Annotated in this window: 22 protein-coding genes; 14 read left to right on the top strand and 8 right to left on the bottom strand. The window is 72.3% G+C overall.

The features are described 5' to 3' along the window. The first annotated feature begins 5 nt into the window (after positions 1–5). Positions 6–341, top strand: coding sequence for a ferredoxin (fdxA, locus tag ABZ215_RS07640; RefSeq protein WP_354948567.1), 336 nt, complete (start codon positions 6–8; stop codon positions 339–341). A gap of 44 nt (positions 342–385) precedes the next feature. Here the strand turns inward: fdxA and ABZ215_RS07635 are convergent, their stop codons facing one another. The 4 genes from ABZ215_RS07635 to ABZ215_RS07620 all read right to left on the bottom strand — a co-directional run bounded on the left by ABZ215_RS07635 (position 386) and on the right by ABZ215_RS07620 (position 5,881). Next, the gene (locus ABZ215_RS07635) at positions 386–1,153 is read right to left on the bottom strand and encodes an enoyl-CoA hydratase (protein ID WP_354948565.1); all 768 of its coding nucleotides are present in this window, start codon (positions 1,151–1,153) and stop codon (positions 386–388) included. An 11-nt stretch (positions 1,154–1,164) separates the two neighbouring features. Next, positions 1,165–3,378 carry a CoA transferase gene (locus ABZ215_RS07630; protein WP_354948562.1) on the bottom strand — a complete coding sequence of 738 codons (2,214 nt, stop codon included), beginning with the start codon at positions 3,376–3,378 and terminating at the stop codon, positions 1,165–1,167. Between the two features lie 74 nt (positions 3,379–3,452). After that, positions 3,453–4,988, bottom strand: coding sequence for an AMP-binding protein (locus tag ABZ215_RS07625; protein ID WP_354948560.1), 1,536 nt, complete (start codon positions 4,986–4,988; stop codon positions 3,453–3,455). 59 nt (positions 4,989–5,047) lie between these two features. Then, the gene (locus ABZ215_RS07620) at positions 5,048–5,881 is read right to left on the bottom strand and encodes an IclR family transcriptional regulator (RefSeq protein WP_354948558.1); all 834 of its coding nucleotides are present in this window, start codon (positions 5,879–5,881) and stop codon (positions 5,048–5,050) included. A gap of 169 nt (positions 5,882–6,050) precedes the next feature. On the opposite strand from ABZ215_RS07620, the gene ABZ215_RS07615 reads away from it, so the two are divergent. The 5 genes from ABZ215_RS07615 to ABZ215_RS07595 all read left to right on the top strand — a co-directional run bounded on the left by ABZ215_RS07615 (position 6,051) and on the right by ABZ215_RS07595 (position 10,043). Beyond that, on the top strand, positions 6,051–6,293 hold the full coding sequence (locus ABZ215_RS07615) for a plasmid stabilization protein (protein ID WP_354948556.1): 243 nt from the start codon (positions 6,051–6,053) through the stop codon (positions 6,291–6,293). Further along, complete coding sequence (locus ABZ215_RS07610) at positions 6,290–6,718, top strand: type II toxin-antitoxin system VapC family toxin (RefSeq protein ID WP_354948554.1); 429 nt, start codon at positions 6,290–6,292, stop codon at positions 6,716–6,718. Before ABZ215_RS07615 ends, ABZ215_RS07610 begins: the two co-directional genes overlap by 4 nt. A gap of 70 nt (positions 6,719–6,788) precedes the next feature. Next, complete coding sequence (locus tag ABZ215_RS07605) at positions 6,789–7,604, top strand: alpha/beta fold hydrolase (protein WP_354948552.1); 816 nt, start codon at positions 6,789–6,791, stop codon at positions 7,602–7,604. A gap of 118 nt (positions 7,605–7,722) precedes the next feature. Continuing rightward, entirely contained in the window at positions 7,723–9,036 is a 1,314-nt protein-coding gene (locus tag ABZ215_RS07600; RefSeq protein WP_354948550.1) for an MFS transporter, read from the top strand. Then, complete coding sequence (locus ABZ215_RS07595; protein ID WP_354948548.1) at positions 9,033–10,043, top strand: LLM class flavin-dependent oxidoreductase; 1,011 nt, start codon at positions 9,033–9,035, stop codon at positions 10,041–10,043. Before ABZ215_RS07600 ends, ABZ215_RS07595 begins: the two co-directional genes overlap by 4 nt. A 137-nt stretch (positions 10,044–10,180) precedes the next feature. On the opposite strand, the gene ABZ215_RS07590 is transcribed toward ABZ215_RS07595, so the two are convergent. Together ABZ215_RS07590 and ABZ215_RS07585 are read right to left on the bottom strand one after the other, a co-directional pair. Continuing rightward, positions 10,181–10,783, bottom strand: a complete 603-nt coding sequence (locus ABZ215_RS07590) for a response regulator transcription factor (protein ID WP_020415857.1) — start codon at positions 10,781–10,783, stop codon at positions 10,181–10,183. Then, the gene (locus ABZ215_RS07585) at positions 10,780–11,919 is read right to left on the bottom strand and encodes a histidine kinase (protein ID WP_354948546.1); all 1,140 of its coding nucleotides are present in this window, start codon (positions 11,917–11,919) and stop codon (positions 10,780–10,782) included. The genes ABZ215_RS07590 and ABZ215_RS07585 overlap by 4 nt, the downstream gene beginning before the upstream one ends. Before the next feature lie 108 nt (positions 11,920–12,027). Here ABZ215_RS07585 and ABZ215_RS07580 point away from each other — a divergent pair, with 108 nt between their 5' ends. Genes ABZ215_RS07580 through ABZ215_RS07570 form a run of 3 tightly spaced genes read left to right on the top strand, consistent with a single transcriptional unit; the run spans position 12,028 to position 15,103 of the window. Beyond that, entirely contained in the window at positions 12,028–12,912 is an 885-nt protein-coding gene (locus ABZ215_RS07580; protein ID WP_354948544.1) for an ABC transporter ATP-binding protein, read from the top strand. A gap of 11 nt (positions 12,913–12,923) precedes the next feature. After that, positions 12,924–13,643: an ABC transporter permease gene (locus ABZ215_RS07575; RefSeq protein ID WP_354948542.1), complete on the top strand. Its 720-nt coding sequence runs from the start codon at positions 12,924–12,926 to the stop codon at positions 13,641–13,643. A 26-nt stretch (positions 13,644–13,669) separates the two neighbouring features. Further along, positions 13,670–15,103, top strand: a complete 1,434-nt coding sequence (locus ABZ215_RS07570) for an alpha/beta hydrolase (protein WP_354948540.1) — start codon at positions 13,670–13,672, stop codon at positions 15,101–15,103. Positions 15,104–15,243: 140 nt separating this feature from the next. On the opposite strand, the gene ABZ215_RS07565 is transcribed toward ABZ215_RS07570, so the two are convergent. Then, complete coding sequence (locus ABZ215_RS07565) at positions 15,244–16,596, bottom strand: MFS transporter (protein WP_354948538.1); 1,353 nt, start codon at positions 16,594–16,596, stop codon at positions 15,244–15,246. A gap of 320 nt (positions 16,597–16,916) precedes the next feature. Then, positions 16,917–17,864: a LysR substrate-binding domain-containing protein gene (locus ABZ215_RS07560; protein WP_354948536.1), complete on the bottom strand. Its 948-nt coding sequence runs from the start codon at positions 17,862–17,864 to the stop codon at positions 16,917–16,919. A 121-nt stretch (positions 17,865–17,985) separates the two neighbouring features. Between ABZ215_RS07560 and ABZ215_RS07555 the strand changes: the two genes are divergently transcribed. The 5 genes from ABZ215_RS07555 to ABZ215_RS07535 are packed head-to-tail and all read left to right on the top strand — an operon-like array spanning position 17,986 to position 23,595. Next, positions 17,986–18,795 carry a cyclase family protein gene (locus tag ABZ215_RS07555; protein WP_354948534.1) on the top strand — a complete coding sequence of 270 codons (810 nt, stop codon included), beginning with the start codon at positions 17,986–17,988 and terminating at the stop codon, positions 18,793–18,795. A 15-nt stretch (positions 18,796–18,810) separates the two neighbouring features. Further along, positions 18,811–20,445: a thiamine pyrophosphate-binding protein gene (locus ABZ215_RS07550; protein ID WP_354948532.1), complete on the top strand. Its 1,635-nt coding sequence runs from the start codon at positions 18,811–18,813 to the stop codon at positions 20,443–20,445. A gap of 23 nt (positions 20,446–20,468) precedes the next feature. After that, positions 20,469–21,656, top strand: coding sequence for a thiolase family protein (locus ABZ215_RS07545; RefSeq protein WP_354948530.1), 1,188 nt, complete (start codon positions 20,469–20,471; stop codon positions 21,654–21,656). After that, positions 21,653–21,997: a zinc ribbon domain-containing protein gene (locus tag ABZ215_RS07540; protein WP_354948528.1), complete on the top strand. Its 345-nt coding sequence runs from the start codon at positions 21,653–21,655 to the stop codon at positions 21,995–21,997. Before ABZ215_RS07545 ends, ABZ215_RS07540 begins: the two co-directional genes overlap by 4 nt. Beyond that, positions 21,994–23,595 carry an ATP-dependent acyl-CoA ligase gene (locus ABZ215_RS07535; RefSeq protein ID WP_354948526.1) on the top strand — a complete coding sequence of 534 codons (1,602 nt, stop codon included), beginning with the start codon at positions 21,994–21,996 and terminating at the stop codon, positions 23,593–23,595. The genes ABZ215_RS07540 and ABZ215_RS07535 overlap by 4 nt, the downstream gene beginning before the upstream one ends. Positions 23,596–23,602: the final 7 nt, after the last annotated feature.

The following is a 23,602-nucleotide window of genomic DNA, read 5'->3' as shown; positions in this document are numbered from 1 at the left end:
AACTCATGGCCTACGTCATCGGCGCCAACTGCATCGACGTCACCGACCGCGCCTGCCTCGACGTCTGCCCCGTCGACTGCATCTACGTCGGCGACCGCAAGAGCTACATCAACACCAACGAGTGCATCGAGTGCGGCGCCTGCGAGCCCGAGTGCCCGGTGGACGCGATCTTCGTCGACCGCAAGGCCCGCGGTGATCAGAGCAAGGCGGTGTTCGTCACCGACTCGATCGAGTTCTTCACCGAGCCGCTGCCGGGACGCGACGCGCCGCTGGGCGACCCGGGCGGCGCGGCCAAGGTCGGCGAACTCGGGGTGGACACGCCGATGGTGGCGCAGTACTGAAACACGAAGGGCGGTGCCGGAAACCGGCACCGCCCTTCGTGGTTTCAGCGTCCGGTGAACTTCGGTGGCCGCTTGTCCAGGAACGCCTGCAGACCCTCGGCCGCGTCGGCCGTGCGGATCAGCTCCATCACGCCCTTCTCCTCGCACAGCATCGCTTCCTCGACCGGCAGGCCGTAACCCTCGTCGACCACGCGCTTGAGCAGCCCGATCGCCGCCGTCGGTTTCGCCGCGAGGCGCCGGGCCTCCTCGGCCACGACCCTGTCGAAGTCCGCCGCGTCCACGACCCGGTCCACCAGCCCGAGTTCGAGGGCGCGCTGGGCGGTCAGCCGGTTCCCCTCGACCATCAGGCGCTTCGCCACGTGCGGCCCGACCAGGCGCGGCAACCGCTGGCTGCCACCGGCACCGGGGAACAGGCCGAGCGCGATCTCCGGGAAGCCGAAGGTCGCCGACGCCGACAGGATCCGCAGGTCGCACGCCAGCGACAGCTCCGCCCCGCCGCCCAGCGCGTGCCCGTTCATCGCCGCGATCACCGGCTTCGGTGCGCGTTCCAGTGCCCGCTGCACGTCGATCCAGCCGCGCATCTTCACCTGGTTGGCTTCGGACAGGTCACGCATGACGGCGATGTCCGCGCCGGCCACGAAGAACCGCCCGGTGCCCGTGATCACCAGGCAGTGCACGTCCGGGTCGTCCACCAGCGGTGGCAGCACCTCGCCGAACTCCTCGATCATGGCCGGGTCCACGGCGTTGGCCGGGGGCCGGTCGATCCGGATCGTCGCCACGCCCGCGTCCCGGGTCGTGGTCAGGACTGGCATCCGCACTCCTCTCATTCGGTGACCCCGGCGGCGCGCAGGGCCGCCAGGCGGTCGTCGTCGAGGTCCAGCAGTTCGCGCAGGACCTCCGCCGTGTGCTGGCCGAGCAGGGGAGCGGGCGAGGTCAGCGCACCCGGGGTCGCCGACAGGCGGGCGACGATCCCCTCGTGCAGCACGTCACCCGCCAGGGGGTGGGTCAGCCGCTGGTAGAAGCCGCGCGCCGCCAGGTGCTCGTCGCCCTCGACGAGGTCCCGTCCGGTGGCGACCACGGCGGCGGACACGCCGGTGGCCTGCAGCCGCGCGGCGAGCTGTTCGGCGTCCTGGCCGCGCGTCCACGCGGCCAGCGCGGCGTCGATCTCGTCCTCGGCCGCACGGCGCTGGGCGAGGTCGCCGTCGCCGGGCAGGCCGGCCAGGTCCCGCAGCGCCGCCCACTGGTCGTCGTCTTGGGCCGTGATCGCGATCCACCGGTCGTCCCCGGCGGCGGGGTAGACGCCGTGCGGCACCGCGAGCCGCGACCGGTTCGGGTGCGCGGCCGTGCCGGCGGGTTCGCCGCGGTCGAGCACGGCCGGGCCCATCGTCGCGGCCATCGCCTCCAGCTGGGACAACTCGACGTGGCCGCCCTCGCCGCGCACGAGGAGGTCGAGCGCGCCCAGCACCGCCGCGTTCGCGGCCACCATGTCGCCCAGCCCGAACACCAGGCCCTGCGGCGGCTCGCCGGGATCGGCGGTTTCGGCCGACAGGCCGGACATCGCGGCGAGCGTGTCGGCGAACGTGACGGCCGTGCGCCACGGCCCGGTGTGCCCGACGCCGGACATCGAGACCAGGACCGCCCGCGGGTTGAGCGCACGCAGGGACTCGTAGTCCAGGCCCCACTTGGCCAGCACGCCCGGGCTGAAGTTTTCGACCACGACGTCGCAGCGGGCGGCCAGCTCGCGCAGGATCGCCTGCCCGTCCGGGGTGCGCAGGTTGAGGGCGACGCTGCGCTTGCCGCGGTTGAAGTTCAGGAAGTAGCCCGAATCGTCCGGGCCGGCGTCCGGCCGCAGCCGCATCGACGGGGAGAACCGGGTCGGGTCGTGCCGGTGCCGCGACTCGACCTTGATCACGTCGGCGCCGTGCTCGGCGAGGATCCTCGTGGCGTACGGTCCGGCCAGCACCCAGGTCAGGTCCAGCACGCGCACCCCGTCGAGGGCGCGGGCTTTCGCGGCCCGGGGTCGTTGCCGCGGGCCGGTCCAGGTGCCTTCCGTGAGCGGGGACAGGGTCACCGGCCGGGGCAGGCCGGGCGCGTTCCACGGGAAGCCGGCGTCCTCGGTGCCGCCGATCGAGACGAAGAACCGCCGGTCGCGCAGCTGCGGGTTTCCGGTCAGCTCGGCGGGCGGCGTCACCTCGGCCCACGGCAGGGACCGGGCGCGGCCCTGCTCGGCCACCTCGCGCGCGGTCCGCTTCGCGACGAACCGGGCGATCACCTCGTCGACGTGCGGGCGCTGCGCCCACCGCACCATCGGATCGGCGAACCGCTCGTCGAGCAGGTCGCCGGCCTCGCCCTCCTCGGCCAGCCACGCCAGCAGGCCGGTCCACATCCGCTCGCTGCCCGAGTAGCCGCCGGCCACGTACCCGTCGGCGGCGGCGAAGATCCGGTGCGCGACGTGCTCGTAGACGCCGCCGTTGCGGACCGGGAACCGTCCCGCGTGGATCCACGAGATCGCGCCGGTCTCCAGAGTGGCCGCGACCGCCTCCTGCGCCGAAACGTCCACCAGCTGGCCGCGTCCGGCGAGCACGCCCAGCAGGGCCGCGATCGCGCCGTGCGCGCCGGCGAGCTGGCAGGCCTGCTCCCGCGGCGGTGGTTTCGGCTGCTCGCCGGGCTTCCCGCCGAGCCACGTCATCCCGCCCGCGGACGCGAGCACCAGGTCGCCGCCGGTCCAGCCGCGGCACGGGCCGGTGAGCCCGAAGGGGGTGACGACGACGTGCACGGCGTGCGGCCACCGCGAGCCCCCGTCCGCGTCGAGGCCGCGCAGCTTCGCGACCGGGCCGCTTTCCAGGACGACGTCCGCGTTCCGCGCGAGCGCGTCGAGATCGGCGTCGCACGCCAGTTTTTTCCCGGCGTGCCAGTGGATCCGCGCCGCCTCGTCCAGGTCGTCGTCCGGATCCACGCGGACGACGTCGGCGCCGAGCCCGACCAGCAGGCGCGCGCCTTGCCTGGCCAGTTCGTCGGTGAGGTCGAGTACGCGCAAGGGTTCCTCCAGTCGGGAACGGGGATCGTCGGTCCACCGTAGGCAGGTCCGGGTCCGGGGGATCCGGATCCGGTTCACTGGGCGGACCGGCGCTCCGCGTCCCAAGTGGACTCATCGGGAGCGGTGGGCAGCAGCGCCTTCACGACTTTTCCGCTGCCGTTGCGCGGCAGCTCGCGCGCGATGCGCACGTAGCGGGGCAGCGCGTGGCGCGGCAACCGGGTGCGGCACCAGTCCCGCACGGTGGGGCCGTCCAGGCTGTGGTCGCTGGTCGCCAGCACGACGAGGATCTCCTCCTCGGTCAGCTCGGAGGCGACCCCGACCGCGGCGGCGTCCTCCACGCCGGGCAGCGCGCGCAGGACCTGCTCGACGTCCCAGGTCGCGATGTTCTCGCCCCGCCGCCGAACCACGTCGCCCCGCCGCCCGGCGAAGGTGAGGTAGCCCTCCGGGTCGAGGCGGCCCCGGTCGCCGGTGCGGAACCAGCCGTCCCGCAGCACCGCGGCGGTCGCTTCGGGGTCGCCGGCGTAGCGGCGGAAGGTCACGTGCGGCAGCCGGGGCCGGGCGGCGATCTGCCCGGTGTGCCCAGGTGGCAGCGGCTGTCCGGCCTCGTCGAGGATCGCGACCTCGTACTCGGGGACCACCCGGCCGGCGGTGCCGGGGCGCCAGTCATCCGGGGTGTTCGTGGCGACGTCGCCGAGTTCGGTGCTCGCGTAGGCCTCCAGCGCGCGCACTCCGAAGCGGGCGTGGAACCGCGCGGCCAGTTCGGCGGGCGCTGGGGCGCCGTACGCCAGCCGGACGGCGTGGTCGCGGTCGCGGGCGGTGGCGGGCCGCCGGTCGAGGATCGCCAGCATCGCGCCCATGAAGTTGAACGCCGTGACCCCGTCGGCGCGGCAGACGTCCCAGAACCGCGACGCCGAGAACCGCCGGTGCGCCACCAGCCGGGCACCGGTCAGCAGCGCCGGCAGGAGCGCGGTGTGCCGGACGTTGACGTGGTGCCACGGGAAGACGTTGAGCAGCACGTCGGCGGGTCCGTACCGCATCGTCGCGGCCACCCGGCGAGCGTGGCGCAGGGCGGCGAAGTGCGGGAGCTCGGCGGCCTTGGCGCGGCCGGTGGTGCCCGAAGTGGACAGCACGGCGAGTGCGTCACCGGGCCGGGGGCGGTGCTCGGTGAGGGGACCGGTGGGCAGCTCGTCGAGGAACGGGTGTCCCGCCGGTCCGGGGTCGTCCTCGGCGACCAGCACGATCCGGGCCGGCAGCGTGGCCAGGGCGGGGTTCGCGGCGAGCGCGGAGGTGCCTGCGATCAGGAGCGTGGCGCCGGTGTCCCGCCGCAGTGCCTCGGCGGCGGCAAGGGGGATGTCGAGGGCCAGCGGCACCTCCACGGCGCCGAGCCGGGCGAGGGCGAAGATCAGTTCCACCGCGGCGGGGCCAGGTCGCAGGCAGGTCAGGACCCGCGTGCCGGGCGGGAGCCGCAGTCGCGCGGCGAGCGTCCGCGAGCCTTCGTCCAGGTCGCCGATCCGCAGGCGCGAGTCGTTCTCGAAGCGGACCAGCTCGCGGTCCGGATCCTGACGCGACCGGCATTCCAGCACGTCGAGCGGGGTGCGTTCGTCATCCACCCGGTGATCGTCGGGCGGGCCACCGGTGCGGCCAAGCAGCCGATCGGTCAGCGGACCGCTCAGCCTGCCACCCGTTTCACCGGGGCGGGCGCCACCGTGAACGGCTCGTTGCGCACCTCGGACGCGGTCAGCAAGGCCCGGTCCAGCGCACGGGCGATGGTGGCGGCGGCGGAGCGCAGCTCGGGCAGCAGCCGCCGCGGCACCAGGCGCGACACCGGTGCGGTGGTGGACACCGCGGCGTGCACGGTGCCGTCGGCGCCGGTCACGGGCACCGCGAGGCTGCCGACGCCGGGCATCGTCTCCTCGCTTTCGAGGGCGAACCCCTGGGCGCGGACCGCCACCAGCTGCTTGTGCAGCGCGTCCACGGACGACACGGTGCGGGAGGTGAGGTGCGGCAACCCGGCCCGGCGGTAGTGGTCCAGCTGCTCGTCGAGGTCGGGCGCCGTGGACAGCAGCACCTTGCCTGTCGCCGTGCTCGGCGCGGGCAGGCGCCCGCCGATCCGCGAGTGCGAGTGGATGTTGGCCTCCCCGGCCACCTTCTCCAGGAACAGGACGTGCCCGCCGTCGAGCACGGCCAGGTGGATCGTGGCGCGGGTGGCCGCGAACAGGTCGGCCAGCGCGGGCCGGGCGACGGCGCGCAGCACCGCGGAGGCCGGCACGCGCTGCCCGAGCTCGAACACGCGCAGCCCGAGCTGGTAGCAGTCGCCCCGCCGCTCCAGCAGCCCCCACTCGACCAGCTCCTGGGCCAGCCGGTAGGCCGACGCCTTCGGCACCCCGGACCGGCGGCTGAGCTCGGTCAGCCCGAGCTGGTAGGCGCCCGATTCGAACGCGCCGAGCAGCAGCTGGGCCTTGCCGAGCACCGAGTTCGGGCGGGCGGCATCCTGCGACGACATGGCGCCTCCTCACCGGGGCCGGGATCGAGCGTGATTATCACCAGCCTGACGGAGCCGAGTCCAGTGCGCGTTCACCGCCGGTTACACCTGTGTTTCCGGATCCGAGGCGAGGTGACCAGCACCACCACCGTGCTAGCATTGAAAGCATTGCGATCAGGAGGTGAGCAGCTTGGCGACGTTGACCATCCGTGACCTCGACGACGACTTGAAAGCGGCGCTCCGGGTGCGCGCTGCCGAGCACGGCCGGTCGATGGAGGCCGAGGTGCGTGACATCCTCCGGTCGGTCCTGACCCGGCCCTCGTCCGGCGTCGGCATGGCGACGAGGATCCGCCGCCGCTTCGCGGGTGACGAGGTCGAGCTGGAACCGCCGCGCCGGGCGGAGCCGGCGCGTGCCGCGGCGTTCGACGAGTGATCGTCCTCGACACGAACGTCGTGTCCGAGTTGATGCGGCGCGCTCCCGAACCCTCCGTCGTGGACTGGGTCGACGGTCATCCCGCCGAGCACGTGTTCATCACGGCCGTGACCGCGGCGGAACTGCGGTACGGAGCGGAGCGGCTGCCTGATGGGCAGCGTCGCGATCAGCTCATCGTGCGCGTGGCGGAGCTGCTGACCGAGGATTTCCAGGAGCAAGTTCTGCCCTTCGACGATGCCGCCGCCGAGCAGTACGCGGGCATCGTCGCCGGGCGGGAACGGGCCGGGCGGCCGATCAGCATGGCAGACGCGCAGATCGCCGCCATCTGCCGCTGTTACGGCGCCCCGCTCGCCACGCGGAACGTCGAGGACTTCTCCGGAGTCGGTCTGCGAGTGCTCAACCCGTGGGAGGCGGATCCGTCTTAGCCGGCCGGGCTTTCCGGTCACCGGACCACCTCCGTTGACTCCGCCTCGCCGGGATCCGACGGTGATCGGCATGACCGACGTCCACGCCGTCCGCTACGGGTATGCCGCCACGCCCGGCGGGCAGGTGCACTACGCCGAGCAAGGGGATGGGCCCGCCGTTCTCCTGCTGCACCAGACTCCGCGCTCGCTGGACGAGTTCCGCGAGCTGCAACCGCTCCTGGCCGCCCACCACCGCACGATCGCGATCGACATGCCCGGCTTCGGCAACAGCACGCCGCTGCCCGCGCCGCAGCGGATCGAGGACTACGCGCGGGGCACGCTCGCCGCCCTGGACGCGCTCGGGCTCCGGAAGGCCGCCATCATCGGGCACCACACCGGGGGCGTCGTCGCGGTCGAGATCGCCGCCGCGGCGCCGGACCGGGTCTCCGCGCTCGTGCTCTCCTCCACCCCCTGGGCCGACGCGGCCTACCGCGCCTCCCACGCCGCAGGGCCCGGTGTCGACGACGCGCCCCGCGACCCCGGTGGCGCCCACCTGCTCACGTGGTGGGACCAGCGGCGCCCGTACTACCCGCCCGGCGCGACCGCCCTGCTGGACCGCTTCGTCCGGGACGCGCTCGCCCCCGGCGTCGACCCCCGCGAGGGGCACCTCGCGTGCGCCCGCTACGAGATGGAGCACCGCATCGAACTCGTCGAGGCGCCGGTGCTGCTCGTCGGCGCCACCGGTGACCCGTTCTCATTGCCCGCGCTGGAACCACTGGCCCGCAACCTCACCGGCGCCGCGGCGGTGGGGCGCGCGGTCATCGACGGCACGGTCGCGCTCATGGAGGACAAGGCCGAGGACGTGGCCGCCGCGGTCCTGCCCTTCCTGCGGAGCGCGGCCCGCTGAGCGGATCACCAGGGCCGGGTCCGGTCCGCTCACCGGACCGCGGGTTGGCCAAGACCCGCGTGACGACGCAGAGTGCGTCCACCCGGCAAGCACGCCCGGCCGGGGTGAGGAGGGATCGTTGTCAGCAGCTACCACGCCGAACCGGCAGCCGGTCCGGGCCGCGCTCGCCGGCTGGTTCGGCACGACCATCGAGTACTACGACTTCGCCCTGTACGGCCTGGCGGCGTCGTTGCTGTTCCCGAAGATCTTCTTCCCGGCCGCCGATCCGGTGGTGGGAACGCTCATCTCGCTGTCCAGCTTCGGGGTCGGCTTCGTCGCCCGTCCTCTCGGCGCGCTGTTGTTCGGCCACCTCGGCGACCGGATGGGACGCAAGTCGATCCTTGTCACGACGCTGCTGATGATGGGCGTCGCGACCACGGCGATCGGGCTGCTCCCGTCCTACGGGCAGATCGGTATCGCGGCGCCGGTGCTGCTCGTCGTGGCGCGGATCGTGCAGGGCGTGTCGCTCGGCGGCGAGACCAGTGGCGCGGTGCTGCTCACCGTCGAGCACGCCGAGGAGCACCGGCGGGGCCTGCTCGGCGGGATCCTCAACACCGGCACGGCCGTCGGCACCATCCTCGCGAACGGAGCGTTCCTGCTGGTGGCACAGCTGCCGCAGGACGACCTGCTGGCGTGGGGCTGGCGGGTCCCGTTCCTGCTCAGCGTCCTGCTGGTGGTCGCCGGGCTGGTCATCCGGCTCCGGCTCCGGGAGAGCCCGGAGTTCGCCGGCGTGCAGGTCACCGGCTCGGTCCGCAAGCTGCCGCTGGTCGACGTGCTGCGCCGCTGCGGCGGCACGGTGGTCCTGGTGACACTGGCGACCGTCGGGGCGGGCGTGGTGTTCACCGTCGCCTCGGTCTACGTGCTCACCTACGGCCAGACCGCGCTCGGGCTGGGCACCTCCACGACGCTCGGCGTCCTGCTGCCCGCGCTCGTGGTGGTCGTGATCGGCGCGCCGCTCTACGGCAGGCTCGCCGACCGGGTCGGGGCACGAACGGTGTTCACGGCGACGGCGGCCGCGATGGTCGTGCTGCCGTTCGGGTGGTTCCCGCTGCTCGGCACCGGGAACCACGGGCTGATGCTGCTCGGCTTCGCGCTGCTGTTCGCCGGGTACTCGGGCAACTACGCGATGTTCCCGGTCTTCTTCTCCCGGGCGTTCCCGGTTTCGCTGCGGTTCAGCGGCATGGCGATCGGGTTCACGGTCGGCACCATCGCCGGCAACGCCTTCGCCCCGGCGGTCAGCGCGTCGCTGCTGGAGTCGACCGGGTCGTGGGTGGCGATCGCCGGGTACATGGCGGCGGCCTCGGCGGTGAGCCTCGTGGCCGGACTGCTGCTGCGGGAAGCGCCGGCCGAGGTGCCGGCCACCGGAACCGCCCGGGCGGGGGTGCCGGCGTGAAGATCGGCATCCGCATCCCGCCGTGCGCCCCGGTTCCCGAGATCGCGGACTTCACGCGGGAGGTCGAGCGCGCCGGGTTCGACCAGGCCTGGTTCCCGGACTCGCAGCTGCTGTGGCGGGACGTCTTCGCGACCGCCGCCGCGGCCGCCGCAGCGACCTCGAGCATCACGCTGGGCACGGCCGTGACGAACGTGGTGACCCGGCACCCGTCGGTGGTGGCGGGCGCGGCGCGGACCGTGGCCGAGCTCGCGCCCGGCCGGTTCGTGCTCGGTGTCGGTGTCGGCAACAGCTCGGTCGTCCCGGCCGGGCTCACCCCGTCGACCCGGGCCGGCCTGCGCGCGGGTGTCGAGGTGATCCGGCGGCTGCTGTCCGATGTGGACGGAGGATCCGGCGTCGCCCGGATGCGCGACCCGGTGCCCGTTCCGGTGCACATCGCGGCGAGCGGACCGCGGAACCTGCGCCTGGCGGGGGAGATCGGGGACGGGGCGATCCTGTTGTCCGGGGTGGCCGCCGAGCCGTTGACGGCCGCCCTCGCCCAGGTCGCCGCCGCCGGGCGCGGTGGCGTCCCGGTCACGGTGTCGGCCTTCTGCCGGGTCACCGATTCGGTGGCGCGCGATGCCCGGGAGCTGAAGCCGGTGTGCCTGAGCATCGCGTCCAACGGCGGCGGGTCGTTCCTCGCGCGGGCGGGCATCGACGTCCGCGTGCCGGCGGCGTTGCCGGAGGTCCACCCCGACCTGCTGCACGCGGAGTCGTGGGAGGAAGCCGTCCGGGCGAGCGAGCCCTTTGTGGACGATGACGCGGCGGAGGCGTTCGCCCGCCGGTTCTGCTTGTACGGCGCTGCGGAGGCGATCGCCGCCCGGCTCGCCGATCTGCGCGACCGTGGGGTGGCGGCGGTCCTGCTGCAGCACGTGGGTTCCTACGACCTGCCGAGGCGGCTGGCCGGCGACTTCGCCACGCGGGTGCTCCCGCTGCTGCGGGTCGGGGGAGCAGGCCAGCCCGTCCGGTGAGCACCAGTTCGGTGCCGGAGGACAAGACCGCCCCTCGACGTCAGGGCCGCACCGGCAGGCAGGGGGCCGAGGGGATGACGGCAGTCGAGGCGGAGTGCCAACGGCTGATCGCCCTCGGCGCCATTCGGGTCGATCGGCTACAGCCAGTCGTGCTCACGGGCGTACCGGGCCGCCTCGTGGCGGGTGCGGGTCTGGGTCTTCTGCATCGCGTTGGACAGGTAGTTGCGGACCGTGCCCTCCGCGAGGTGCAGCTGCCCGGCGATGTCGGCCACCGAAAAACCCTCACGGGTCGCGCGCAGCACGTCCAGCTCGCGGTCGGTCAGCGGGCAGTCGTCGACGACGGCGAGAGCCGAGACGTCCGGGTCGATCCAGCGCTTGCCCGCGTGCAGGGTCTTGATCACCGAGGTGATGTGGGCCGGTTCCGCCGCCTTGCTGACGAAGCCCTGGACGCCGAGCTTCAGCGCCTTGCGGAGCACGCCGGGGCGAGCGTGGCGGGTCAGCATCAGGATCACCTGCTCCGGCCGGGCCCGGCGGATCTCCTCGACCGCGCCGAGCCCGTCCACGCGGGGCATCTCGAGGTCGATGACCAGCACGTCCGGCCGGTGTTCGAGGGTGGCCGCGACCGCCGTTTCGCCGTCGTCGGCCTCGGCCAGCACCGTGATCTCGTCTTCCAGCGGCAGCAGTGCGGCCAGTGCCTTGCGGAGCAGGGCTTCGTCGTCGGCGAGCACCACCGTCGTCATCGTCGGGCCTCCTTCGGCGCGGGGAAGGCCGCCGCGGTGCGGAAACGGCCGCCGGAGTGCGAGACTTCCAGCTCGGCGCCGTGCTCCGCCAAGCGCTGCCGGAGCACCGCGAGCCCGCCGAGCTCGAGCGGGCCGGTGTCCGGGGCGCCGTCGTTGACGATCGCGATCCCGCGCCGGGTGAGCGTGATCCCCACCTGGCGGGCTTCGGCGTGCCGCAGGATGTTGGTCGTCGTCTCGCGCAGCACCTGGCCGAGCAGTTCGCCCGCGGTGGCGTCCACTTCGGACTCGCGCGCGACGCGGACGTGGATCCCCGCGGCCTCGAAGAGGTTCTTGGCGTTCTCCAGCTCGGCGGACAGGTTCAGCCGCCGCTGGGCGTAGGCGAGTTCCCTGGTCTGGACGATGGTGTCGCCGACCAGGTCGTGCACTTCCCGCAGTTCCTCGCGCGCCCGCGCCGGTTCGCGGTCCAGCAACTTCTCGGCCAGCGCCACCTTCAGCTTCACCACGTGCAGGGTGTGCCCCTGGATGTCGTGCAGGTCGGACGCGAAGCGCACCCGTTCCCGCGTGACGGCGAGGTCGGCGTCGCGCTCGCGGGACTGTTCGAGTTCCGCGATCAGGTCGAAGAAGCGCTGGCTCGCGAACATGAACGCGGTCGAGACCAGCGTGGCCGCCGCGGGCACGGCGGCGAACTGGAACAACCGCCAGCCGATCCGGTCGTCGTGCACGAGGACGTTCGCCGCGCCCAGCCCCGCGATCAGGACCGTCAGCCCGGCCAGGGCGGCGAGCCGGCGGCGGGGCAGGGGCGGGATGAGGTACGACCCCACGACGGACAGCCCGAAGAACGCGGCCGTGTCGTCGGTCAGGGACCCGGCCAGCCACACCACGGCGGTGACGACCAGACTCGGCCGCGCCACGCGGAGGTAGTCACCCGCGGTCCAGCGTTCGGCCGTCGCCAGCGCCGCGAGCAGCCCTACGACCTGGATGACGACGTGCCACCCGGACCGGGCGCTCACCAGCAGCAGGAACACGCCCACGAGCGCCAGGGGCGGGACGGTCGTGATCAGGTTCAGCCGGCGCAGGCGTTCCTGGACCTTCCCGCCGGTCCAGGACGTCCTGCGCGCGATCGTCGGCACCTCCACCAGCCGAGCGTATCCGGCTGAGCGGGCACCACCAGTGACACCACGTCATGTATCCGGGTGACGCCGCCGCACTGCCGGGCCGCGCCGGTCCACGCTGGAATTCGAGGCATGTCCACGACACCGGTCATCGACGTCGATCGCCTCACCCTCACCTACGGCGGCTTCCCCGCCGTGAAAGACCTGTCGTTCCAGGTGGATCGCGGGGAGCTGTACGCCCTGCTCGGCACGAACGGCGCCGGCAAGACCTCGACCCTGGAGACAGTCGAAGGGCACCGCGCGCCCAGCTCGGGTGCCGTGCGGGTGTTCGGAAAGGACCCCCGCGACCGTGCCGCCGTCCGCCCACGGGTGGGGATCATGCTGCAGGAAAGCGGGTTCTCCGCCGACCTGACCGTGCGCGAGACCGTCGGGCTGGTCGGGCGGCTCACCGGACGGCATGACGACATCGGGCGCCTGCTCGACGTGGCCGCCCTCACCCGCAAGGCAGGCACCAAGGTCGGGCAGCTCTCGGGCGGGGAAAAGCGGCGGCTCGACTTCGCCACCGCCGTCTACGGCACGCCCGAGCTGGTCTTCCTCGACGAGCCCACCACCGGCCTCGACATCCAGTCGCGGGACGCGCTCTGGGACGCCGTCGACAAACTGCGCGACGACGGCTCGACCGTCGTGCTCACCACGCACTACCTCGAGGAAGCCCAGCAGCGCGCCGACCGCATCGGGCTCATGCACCAGGGCGCCCTCCACCGCGAGGGCACCGTCGCCGAGCTGACCCGGACGCTGCCCTCGACCATCCACTTCGGACTCCCGGCCCACGCGCCGTCGCCGCCGCTGCTCGCCACCCGGGGCGTGGACGGCAAGTTCCTCGTCGAGACCTTCGGCCTGCAGAAGGACCTGCACACGCTGCTCACCTGGGCGCAGGACCAAGCCGTGGAGCTGCTCGACCTGCGGGCCGGGCCGACGCGGCTCGACGACGTCTTCCGCGCCATCGAAAACTCCTGAGAGGAGCAACCGTGTTGACGATCGCTCGCGGCGAGCTGATCCAGCTCTTCCGGAACCGGCTCGTGCTGGTCACCGCGCTGGTGCTGCCGGCAGCGCTCAGCGCGTTCTTCATCGCCCGGCACGACGCCTTCACGGAGATAGGGAGCCTCGGCTACATCGCGACGCTGACGTTGTTCTTCGTGCTGGGCATCGGCCTCTACACCACGACGGTGACGACGCTGGCCGCCCGCCGGCAGAACCTGTTCCTCAAGCGGCTGCGCTCGACCGCGGCCGGGGACGCCGCGATCCTCGGCGGACTGCTGCTGCCGGTCACCGCGATCGCGGTGGTCCAGATCGCCGTGCTGCTCGCGGTGCTGGCCGTGGTCACGGGGAAGCCGGCGAACCCGCTGCTGCTGGCCGCCGCCGTCGTCGCCACCGTGGTGATGATGCTCGCGCTGGGCCTGGCCACGGCCGGGCTGACGAACTCGCCGGAACACGCGCAGGTGACCACGCTGCCGATCAGCGTCGGGGTGATCGCGGTGGCCGGCTGGGTCGGTCTCACCGGCACCGGCGAGCTGACGCTGCTCAAGCGGCTGCTGCCCGGCGGTTCGGCGGCCGAGCTGGTGCTCGACGCGTGGAACGGCGGGAAACCGGCCGCCGGCTCCCTGCTCCTCTTCGCCCCGACCCTGGCCTGGGTCTTCGTCGCGGTCGTGCTGGCGACGCGGCTCTTCCGCTGGGAACCGCGCCGCTGAGCGCGGTGCGCACGAAAGGAATTCCGATGCGCAAAGCTTTGCTGGTGGCCGCGATCGCCGTGCTCGGCGCGACGACCGCCGTGCCCGCGGCCTCCGCCGCACCGAGCACCTTGACCTGGGGACCGTGCCCGGCGGGGGCGTTCCCGACGCCGGACCTGCAGTGCACGACAGTGAACGTCCCGCTGGACTACCGGGACCCGGGCGGGCGGACGATCGACGTCGCCGTGTCGCGCCTGCCGAGCAAGAACCCGGAGAAGCGTCGGGGCGTGCTGCTGACCAACCCGGGCGGCCCCGGCGGCGGTGGCCTGGACTACCCGCAGCTGCTGAAGTACGTGCAGCTGCCCCAGGACGTGCTCGACTCCTACGACATCATCGGGTTCGACCCGCGCGGGGTCGCGCACAGCACGCCGGTGACGTGCGACCTGACGCCGGAGCAGATCGCGGTCGGCAACCTGCCGTACCCGAACGGGCCGGCCGACGTCGTGAAGCAAGCCGCGATCGCGAAGCGGGAAGCCGAGCAGTGCGCCGGGTCGGAGACCGGATCGATGCTGCCGTACATCACCACGGCGAACACCGCGCGGGACATGGACCGCATCCGGACGGCGCTCGGCGAGCCGAAGGTGTCGTTCCTGGGCGCGTCCTACGGGACTTACCTGGGTGCGGTCTACACGACGCTGTTCCCCGAGCGCAGCGACCGGATCGTGCTGGACAGCAACCTCGGTCCGGGCGGCTACGACATCGACGCGATGCGCGGCTTCGGGCGGGGCATGGAGGACCGGTTCCCCGACTTCGCGGCCTTCGCGGCGAAGCACCCGGAGTACGGGCTCGGCACGACGCCCGCGCAGGTGAGGGCCAAGTTCCACGAGCTGGCCGCGCGGCTGGACCGCACCCCGGTCGAGGGCATCACGGGCTCGACCTTCCGCGGGTTGACGTTCGAAGGCCTGTACTCGACGGACCTGACGAAGTTGGCCGAGGACTGGCAGGGGCTCGAGCAGGGCCGGGCCCCGAAACCGCCGGCGGAACCGGTGACCGGGGTGGAAAACCTGCTGGCGTCCCGGTTCGCGGTGACCTGCGGCGACTCGGCGTGGCCGCGCTCGATCGCGAGCTACCAGCTGGACGTGGCCGTCGACCGGATCCGCTACCCGCTGATCGGCGCGGCGAGCGCGAACATCGCGGCGTGCGCGTACTGGGCGCCGCCCGCCGAGCCGCGGGTGCGGATCACCGGCCACGGCCCGGCGAACGTCCTGATGGTGCAGAACCAGCGCGACCCGGGCACGCCGTTGTCCGGGGCCCGCAAGCTGCGCGCGGCCTTCGGCGAGCGTGCCCGGATGATCACGATCGACCAGGGCGGGCACGGAGCCTACCTGTTCGCACCCAACAAGTGCGGGAACGCGCTCGTGACCGAGTACCTGGTGAGCGGGAAGCGGCCGGACGACACCTTCTGCGCCGCGGAAAGCTGACCGTGGGCGGCGGTGCCACCCCGTCCCTGGGGTGGCACCGCTTCTTCGGGTCAGCGGAAAACGAACCAGACGAACGCCGCGGTGGCCTCCTTCCCGGCCGCGTCGGTGGCCGAGACCGTGGCGCGGAGCCGCGCGCCGGGCTACTCGCCGTGTGCGGCGGCCGTTCCGCTGCGGGACCGAACGCGGGACGGCCGCGTCGGTTCGGGGGCGAGGATCACGGTGACCACGGTGATCACGCTGAGCAGCGCCAAGTACACCGCCACCGGCCAGTACGAGCCCTGCCAGGCCAGCAGCGCCGTGGCGATGAACGGGGCCAAGCCACCGGCGAAGACGCCGGACAGTTCGTGTCCCAGCGCGAGTCCGCTGTAGCGGACCTTGGTGGTGAACAGTTCGGTGAAGAAGCTCGGCTGCGTCCCGATCATCGCCGCGTGGCAGACGCTCACCGCGACGACCACCGCGAGGCAGACGAGGACCGGGTTCTTCGTGTTCAGCAGCCAGAAGAACGGGAAGGCCCAGAGGATGAGGCCGCCCGCGCCCATGATGTAGACCGGTCGCCGGCCGATGCGGTCCGACAACGCACCGAACGCGACGATGGTCACCGTCTCGAGAGCGTTGGCGAGGATCACCGCAGTGAGCATCAGCCCGGTGCTGAGGCCGATCCGCGTGCCGTACGCCAGCGAGAAGACCAGGAGCACGTACGATCCGCCGTTCTCGGCCATCCTGGCGCCGATGACCAGCAGCACCGATCGCCACTGTTCTTTGAGGACCTGGACGACCGGCAGGCGCGGCAGTTCCTCGTCCGAGTTCTTGGCCTTCTCGAACTCCGGAGTTTCGCTGATGCGGGTGCGGATGATCAGGCCGACGCCCACCAGGACGATGCTCAGCAGGAACGGCACGCGCCATCCCCACGACATGAAGTCGTCCTGCGGGAGCGTGCCGAAGATCGCGAACACGGCGGCGGAGATGACGTATCCGAGCGTCACGCCCGTCTGGCTGAAGGCCGAGTAGAAACCGCGGCGCTTCCTCGTGCTCTGCTCGCTGATCAGCAGAACCGCCCCGCCCCACTCGCCGCCGACCGCGATGCCCTGCACGATGCGGACGGCCACCAGCAGGATCGGCGCCAGGATCCCGATCTGGTCGTAGGTGGGCAGGACTCCGATGAGGGTGGTGCTCACCCCCATGATCACCAGCGTGATGAGGAGCATCGCCTTGCGCCCGACCCGGTCTCCGAAGTGCCCGAAGATCACGCCGCCGATGGGGCGGGCGACGAAACCGACCGCGAAGGTCGAAAACGCCGCCAGTGTTCCAATCGTCGGGTCGGCCCCGGGAAAGAACAGCTTGTTGAACACGAGTGCGGCCGCAGTACCGTAGAGGAAGAAGTCGTACCACTCCAGCGCGCTGCCGACGAGGCTGGCGGCCGCGACCCGGCGGATCGATCCGGCCTGACCTTTTCGTTGATCGGCGGGAATGGCTGGTGAGTTGCTGTGGGGCATGCGTTCCTCCTTCGGATGGCGGGCAGCCGCTCCGGTCGACCGTGACGTCCTCGGGGCGCTGCGGGCGGCGCCCGGTGAATGAGCGGACTGCTAGTGGCGGAGGTCGCCGAAGCTGGGGCCGTGAGCGCCGCGGGAAACGTTTCGGTGCGGGGCGGTCGAGAGGATGTCGCACATGTCTGCTCCCGTGCGCAGCTGGGGTCTCGGGCGACCGGGCCGGTGGCGGTCCGGCCTTGACTGGCAATCCTGAACGCACGGCGGCGACGGGGCTAATGCCGTTCCTGTCCGGGCTATAGCAGGCCGGCTATAGCCCGGAGCGCGGCTCACGGCTCCATGCCGAGCTCGATGTTGATGTCCTGCGCGGTGCGGTGGATCAGGGTCAGGAGCGCACGCGCGTTCTCGCCGACCGAGGCGTCCGCCAGCTGAGCGACCCCCATCGAGGCCGCGACGCCGGCCAGCGGAGTCGGCAGCACCGCGAGGTGTTCGTCCCGCCTGGCGATGAGCAGCGGCAGGGGCGCGACGGCATCGGTGGCCAGGAGGATCTCGCGAATGGTCAGGAAGGTGCTGCACTCGATGAGGTCCGCGGGCGGCGGCAGCGCGCGGGAGCTGAACTCCGTGTCGAGGGCGAGACGCAGCTGGGTTCCCGGGCCCGGGAGGATCCACGGGTACTTGACCAGGTGCTCGATGGCCGGTTCCGACGCCCGCGCGGCGGGATGACCTCGGCGCACCGCGATCCGGACCGGCTCGTCGTAGAGCGGCTGCTGCCGCAGGTCGGGGGCGGTGGCCAGATCCCGGGTGAGCCTGCCGACCACGAAGTCGGTCTCGTTGCGGCGCAACGCCTTGATCAGGTCGTCGGCGGTGCCTTCGACGACGGTCACCTGGGTCCGGGGCCGGGTGCGCTTGAACTCCGCCAGCGCCTGCGGGAGCAACCCGGACGATCCGGCGAGGTTGGTGCCCACGTGCACGGGACGGCCGCCGCCGCGCTGGATGTGTTCGATGTTCTCGCTGACGCGGCGCAGGTTCGCGAGCACGGCGCGGGCGTGTTCGAGCACCATGTCGCCGAACGGCGTGGTCCGCACACCGCGCGGACCGCGGGTGAACAGCGCGACCCCGAGCACGTCTTCGATCTCGCGCAGGCTCCGGGTGACGACGGGCTGGGTGACGTGGAGCGCCCTGGCGGCGGCGACGAGACTGCCCTCCTCGGCGATCGTGGTGATCAGGACGAGGTGCCGGATCTTGAACCGGCCGTCGAGCAGCTTGTCGAGGCTCACCGTGCGTTCCTCCCGGGTGGTTTGGCGCAGCGTAACCAGCCATCGAGCTATGCGCCAGAGGGCATGGCCGAGCCGAACTTGGCATTGGTCAGGCATGGCAGTCGGGGCTCACGATGAGTCCATGCCGCATCGCCCCGCCGCCGGATCCTCGCCGACCGCGCTCGCCGACGCGTTCAGCCGCGGTCACATCGACGTCGTCGACCTCACGGCCACGTTGTCCGAAGCGACGCCCGTGCTCCCGCTGCCTCCGGAGATGGCCGCCATCCCGCGCTTCCGGCTGGAGCAGCTCGCACACTACGACGACCCGGCGGAGATTTCGCTGCAGAACGCCATTCACACCGGCGAACACGTCGGCACCCACTTCGACGCGCCACGGCACTGGTGGAGCGGCCGCGAGCTGGAGGACGTGGCCGCCGTCCCGGCCCGGCGGCTGGTGGCGCCGGCCGTCGTGCTGGACGCCGTGCGGGAATGCCAGCAGAACCCGGACTTCCTGCTCGAGGTCGAGCACATCCTGTCCTGGCAGGAGCAGCACGGTCCGCTGCCCGACGGGGGCTGGCTGTTGTACCGCACCGGCTGGGACGCCCGGTCCCACGACCAGGACCTGTTCCTCAACGCCGACGACGCCGGCCCGCACACGCCCGGCCTGTCACCGGAGTGCGCCCGGTGGCTGGCCGAGGAGACGAACATCGCCGGTCTCGGCGTGGAAACGGTCGGAACCGACGCGGGGCAGGCGTTCCGGTTCGATCCTCCCTTCCCCGCGCATCGCTACTTGCTGGGCGCCGGCAAGTACGGCGTGACGCAGCTGCAGAACCTGGCGCTGCTGCCGCCCACCGGCGCGGTGATCGTGGTGGCGCCCTTGAAGATCGCGGGCGGATCGGGGAGCCCCGCGCGCGTCCTGGCACTGGTCGCGGCACCCGCCGCATTCGGCTGAACGGAGAACTCTTCGATGTACGTCCGTGACCTCATCGGACAGACCCTGTACGAACTCGGCGCCCGGATGGCGTTCGGTGTGATCGGCAGCGGCAACTTCCACTACACCAACGCGTTCGTCGCCGCGGGAGGCCGGTTCGTGGCCGCCCGGCACGAAGGCGGCGCCGCGTCCATGGCCGACGCCTACGCCAGGATGAGCGACGAGGTGGCCCTGCTTTCGCTGCACCAGGGATGCGGCTACACCAACGCGCTGACGGGCATCACCGAAGCGGCGAAGAGCCGGACCCCGCTGCTCGTCCTGACCGCCGAGGCCACCGACCGGACCTCGAACTTCTACGTGGACCAGCCCGGCATCGCCGAGAGCGTGGGAGCGGTGGCCATGCGAGTGCGGTCGGCGGAAACCGCGGTGCACGACGTGGTGCGGGCCTACGAGACCTGTGCGACGGAGCGGCGCACCGTGGTGCTGAACGTCCCCATCGACGTGCAGGACGAGCTCGCCACCGCCGCGCCGCGACCCACCAGGCGAGTCGCGGCGGGCGCCCCTCGGCCAGCGAGCGTCGACGAGTTCGCGGACCGGTTGCGGTCGGCGCAGCGCCCGGTGTTCGTGGCCGGCCGGGGCTCGCGGACACCGGGCGCCGCGCAAGCCATCGCGGAGCTCGCCGAGCACACCGGCGCGTTGCTCGCGACCTCCGCCGTGTCCCGGGGCATGTTCCGGGGGAACCCCTGGAACATCGACGTGGCCGGCGGGTTCTCCACGCCCCTGGCCGCGGAACTGATCTCCGGCGCGGACCTGATCGCCGGCTTCGGCTGCGCACTCAACATGTGGACCATGCGGCACGGCAAGCTCATCGCCGGCGACGCGACGGTGGTCCAGGTGGACATCGACCGGGCCGCGATCGGCCGCAACCGCGACGTCGACCTCGGGTTGTGGGGAGGCGTCACCGAGACCGCGCGGGACACGCTCGCCAAGCTGCGCGGCGACGGCGTTCCGGTACGTCACGGGTACCGCGCCCCGCACATCGCGGACCGCATCAAGCACGAGGGCAGCTGGCTCGCCGTCCCGTTCGCCGACCAGAGCGGGTCCGGCCGGATCGACCCGAGGGTCATGACCGCCGAACTCAACCGCCTGCTCCCCGCGGAACGCATCGTGTCGGTGGATTCCGGGAACTTCCTCGGCTATCCCAGCATGTACCTCGACGTGCCCGACGAGTACGGGTTCTGCTTCACGCAGGCCTTCCAGTCCGTCGGGCTGGGTCTTGCCACCGCCATCGGCGCGGCCGTCGCCCGGCCGGACCGGCTCCCCGTGGCCGCCTGCGGCGACGGCGGTTTCCTGATGGGCATCTCGGAGCTGGACACCGCCGTCCGGCTGGGGCTTCCGCTGCTCGTCCTGGTCTACAACGACGCCATGTACGGCGCCGAAGTGCACCACTTCGGCGAAGCCGCGGACCTGTCGGGCGTGACCTTCCCCGACGTGGACATCGCGGCGATCGCACGCGGCCACGGTTGCCGCGCGCTCACCGTGCGCCGCGTCGAGGACCTGCTGCCGGTCAAGGCGTGGCTCGACGACGAGAGCGTCGTGCCACTCGTGATCGACGCGAAGGTGACCTCCCGGGAGGCGTCGTGGTGGCTCGCCGAGGCGTTCGGCCACTGAACCACATCGGAATGGGAGAGGCGATGACGAACCACAATCCAGCCCGGTCCGGCGGTCCCGGCGGCGGAACCGGTGTGTCGGTCGCGGGACCGGCCGAGACCCCCTACACGCGGCACGCTCCCGCCGGGACGACGACGGCGCGGCTTCTCGCGGATGCGGTGCTGGCGGCCACGCGCGCCGCGGGTATCGAGCTGCGCCACGTGGACGGACTGGGGGTGGCCAGCTTCACCCTCGGCCACGACCACGCCATCGACCTGGCCTGGCGGATGGGGCTCCGGCTCGGCTGGCTGATGCAGGACACCAACGGCGGCGCGTCCGCAGGCGGGCTGCTGCAGCACGCGGTGCGGGCGATCCAGGCTGGTGATGCCTCGGTCATCGTCCTCGTCGCCGGTGACCACATGGACCGGGCGGCACACGAGTCGCTGGTGCGCAGCTACAACTCGGCGACGGCGGAGCACCTCACCCCGCTGCCGATGACCGGGCCGAACGCGCTGTTCGCGATGCTCACGTCGCGGCAGATGGAACAGCTGGGCCTGACCAGGGAGGACTACGGCAGGCTCGTCGTCACCCAGCGGCGTTGGGCACGGCGGAATCCCGGTGCCGTGTACCGGGAGCCGATGACGATGGCGGACTACCTGGCCGCACCCGCGGTCGCGGACCCGTTGCACCGCTACGACTGCGTGCCGCCGGTCAGCGGAGCGAACGCGGTGGTGGTCGCAGCGGACGACCGCTGGGGTGACACGCCGCGGGCGCGCGTCCTGGCGGTCACCACGTCGTACAACTCCGATGACCAGGTCGGGTCCGGGCTGAGCACCGGACTGGTCCACTGTGCACCCAGGGCGTGGGAATGCGCGGGCGCCGGGCCGGAAGACCTGGACGTCGTCAGCTGCTACGACGACTACCCGGCCGTCGTGCTCGCGCAGTTGCGCGATCTCGGTGTCATCGACGGTGACGCCGCCGTGCCGGCCTTCCTCCGCGAGCTCGCGGAGGACCGGACCGTGCCGGTGAACACCTCGGGTGGCCAGCTGTCGGCGGGCCAGGCCGGTGCCGGAGGCGGAATGCACGGGCTGGTGGAGGTCGTCCGGCAGCTCACCGGAGAAGCCGAGGGGCGCCAGGTGCGCGCACGGCTGGGCGTGGTGAGCGGGTACGGCATGGTGCTGTACCGGCACGGCGCCTGCGCCAACATGGCGGTACTGGGGGCGGCGGCGTGATCACTGTGCAGCGATGCCAGGACTGCGGGCGGCGGTACTTCCCCGGCCGGCTGCTCTGCGCGGCCTGCGACGGCGCGAACTTCACGGTGGCCGAGGTCGCCAAGGCGCGCATCGAAACGTCCACTTTGGTGCACGACGCGGCGGCGACCCGTCTGGTGACGCTGGTGGACGGCGATCTCGTGCTGGTCGGTGCCTTGCACGGGCGCGCAGAGCGCGGGGATCTCGTGCCGCTGCACCCTCGTGCCATCGACGGCCCCGGCCCGGTCGCGGTGGTGCCCGGAACGGAATCTGACGAGACGGCCCCACCCAGCCGCCACCTGCAGGAGGAGACCTCCCGATGACAGACCTGTCCGTGACACCGGACCGCCCGCTCAACCGCGCCACCCTGCCGGCCATGCTGGACGATCGCACCGCCACCGGATCGGACCGGCCGCTGCTGGTCGTCGGCGAGCGTTCGTTCACGGCGCCACAGGTTCGCGACCGGGTCGCCCGGGCAGCCGCCGCCCTGCGTGCCGAGGACGTGCAGCCGGGCGATCGGGTGCTGCTCCTGGCGGGCAACCGCCTGGAACTCCTCGAGCTGATCCTCGGCTGCGCGTGGGCCGGAGCCGTCGCGGTCCCGGTCAACACCGCGTGGAAGGGCCAGCAGTTGCACCACGCCCTGGCCAACTCCGGCGCCCGCCTGCTCGCGGGGGAATCGGAGCTGGCGGCGCGGCTGTCGGACCTGCCGGACGTCGCGGAACTCGAAAACATCTGGATCATGGACAGCGACCCGCCGGCGGGGCTGCCCGTCCCGGCTTCGCGCATGCCGGACTACGTGAACACCGCCCGCGCCGAGCCCCCGTATGCGGCTCGTCCCGGTGAGACCGCCGTGATCCTGTACACCTCCGGCACCACCGGGGTGTCCAAGGGCGTGCTGTGTCCCCACGCCCAGTTCTACTGGTGGGGGTTCAACGTCAGCCGCCAGCTGGAGATCACGCCGGAGGACGTGCTCTACACCTGCTTGCCGTTGTTCCACACCAACGCCCTCAACGCGTTCAGCCAGGCCCTGGTCAGCGGCGCGACGTACGTGCTCGGCGAGCGGTTTTCGGCATCCCGCTACTGGGGCGAGGTCGCGGCCCGCGGCGCCACCGTCGGCTACCTGCTGGGCGCGATGGTCAGCATCCTGGCCGGGCGGCCGCCGTCGGAGAACGACCGGGCCCACCGGTTGCGCGCCGCGCTGTCCCCGGCGACGCCGGCGTCCCTGCTGGCGGAGTTCCGGTCGCGGTTCGGTGTGACGCTGCTCGACGGGTGGGGTTCCACCGAGACGAACGCGGTGTTCGCGAACTCGCCGGCCGAGCAGCGGCCGGGGTACTGCGGGCGGCTGCAGCCCGGCTTCGAGGCTCGCGTCGTCGACGAGCTGGGGGCGGAGGTCCCGCCGTCCGTGCCGGGAGAGCTGTTGATCCGCAGCACCCAGCCGTACGCGTTCGCGACCGGCTACCACCGGATGCCGGACAAGACCGTCGAGGCGTGGGCCGACCTGTGGTTCCACACGGGCGACCGGGTGGTCCTCGAGGAGGACGGCTGGATGCGTTTCGTCGACCGGATCAAGGACGTGATCCGCCGCCGGGGGGAGAACATCTCCTCGGCGGAGGTGGAGGACGTGCTGCGGCAGCACCCGCAGGTCCGCGACGCCGCGGTGTGGGCCGTCGACTCCGAGCTCGGGGAAGACGACGTCATGGCGGGCCTGATCTTCGAAACCGGCGTCACCCCCGCCTACCCGGAGATCGTCCGGTTCTGCGAGTCCAGGCTGGCCTACTTCGCGATCCCGCGGTACTTCGTCAGCCTCGACGAGTTCCCCGTGACGGAAAACGGCAAGGTCCGCAAGGCCGCTCTGCGCAGCCTCGGCGCCGCCGCCGCCGAATGGGACCTCGAAGCAGCCGGTTACCGGCTCCAGCGGTGAGCAGTCC

The sequence above is a fragment of the Amycolatopsis sp. NPDC006131 genome (assembly GCF_040614175.1).
In the GTDB taxonomy this organism is placed as follows: domain Bacteria; phylum Actinomycetota; class Actinomycetes; order Mycobacteriales; family Pseudonocardiaceae; genus Amycolatopsis_E; species Amycolatopsis_E tucumanensis.
This window is presented reverse-complemented; position numbering and strand designations above follow the sequence as displayed.

Bases quoted from the DNA above. Each gene is read 5' to 3' on its own strand.
- ABZ215_RS07555 (WP_354948534.1), top strand. From the start codon at position 17,986: ATGCCGCATCGCCCCGCCGCCGGATCCTCGCCGACCGCGCTCGCCGAC.
- ABZ215_RS07570 (WP_354948540.1), top strand. From the start codon at position 13,670: ATGCGCAAAGCTTTGCTGGTGGCCGCGATCGCCGTGCTCGGCGCGACG.
- ABZ215_RS07545 (WP_354948530.1), top strand. From the start codon at position 20,469: ATGACGAACCACAATCCAGCCCGGTCCGGCGGTCCCGGCGGCGGAACC.
- ABZ215_RS07565 (WP_354948538.1), bottom strand. From the start codon at position 16,596: ATGCCCCACAGCAACTCACCAGCCATTCCCGCCGATCAACGAAAAGGT.
- ABZ215_RS07550 (WP_354948532.1), top strand. From the start codon at position 18,811: ATGTACGTCCGTGACCTCATCGGACAGACCCTGTACGAACTCGGCGCC.
- ABZ215_RS07605 (WP_354948552.1), top strand. From the start codon at position 6,789: ATGACCGACGTCCACGCCGTCCGCTACGGGTATGCCGCCACGCCCGGC.
- fdxA (WP_354948567.1), top strand. From the start codon at position 6: ATGGCCTACGTCATCGGCGCCAACTGCATCGACGTCACCGACCGCGCC.
- ABZ215_RS07535 (WP_354948526.1), top strand. From the start codon at position 21,994: ATGACAGACCTGTCCGTGACACCGGACCGCCCGCTCAACCGCGCCACC.
- ABZ215_RS07580 (WP_354948544.1), top strand. From the start codon at position 12,028: ATGTCCACGACACCGGTCATCGACGTCGATCGCCTCACCCTCACCTAC.
- ABZ215_RS07590 (WP_020415857.1), bottom strand. From the start codon at position 10,783: ATGACGACGGTGGTGCTCGCCGACGACGAAGCCCTGCTCCGCAAGGCA.
- ABZ215_RS07635 (WP_354948565.1), bottom strand. From the start codon at position 1,153: ATGCCAGTCCTGACCACGACCCGGGACGCGGGCGTGGCGACGATCCGG.
- ABZ215_RS07620 (WP_354948558.1), bottom strand. From the start codon at position 5,881: ATGTCGTCGCAGGATGCCGCCCGCCCGAACTCGGTGCTCGGCAAGGCC.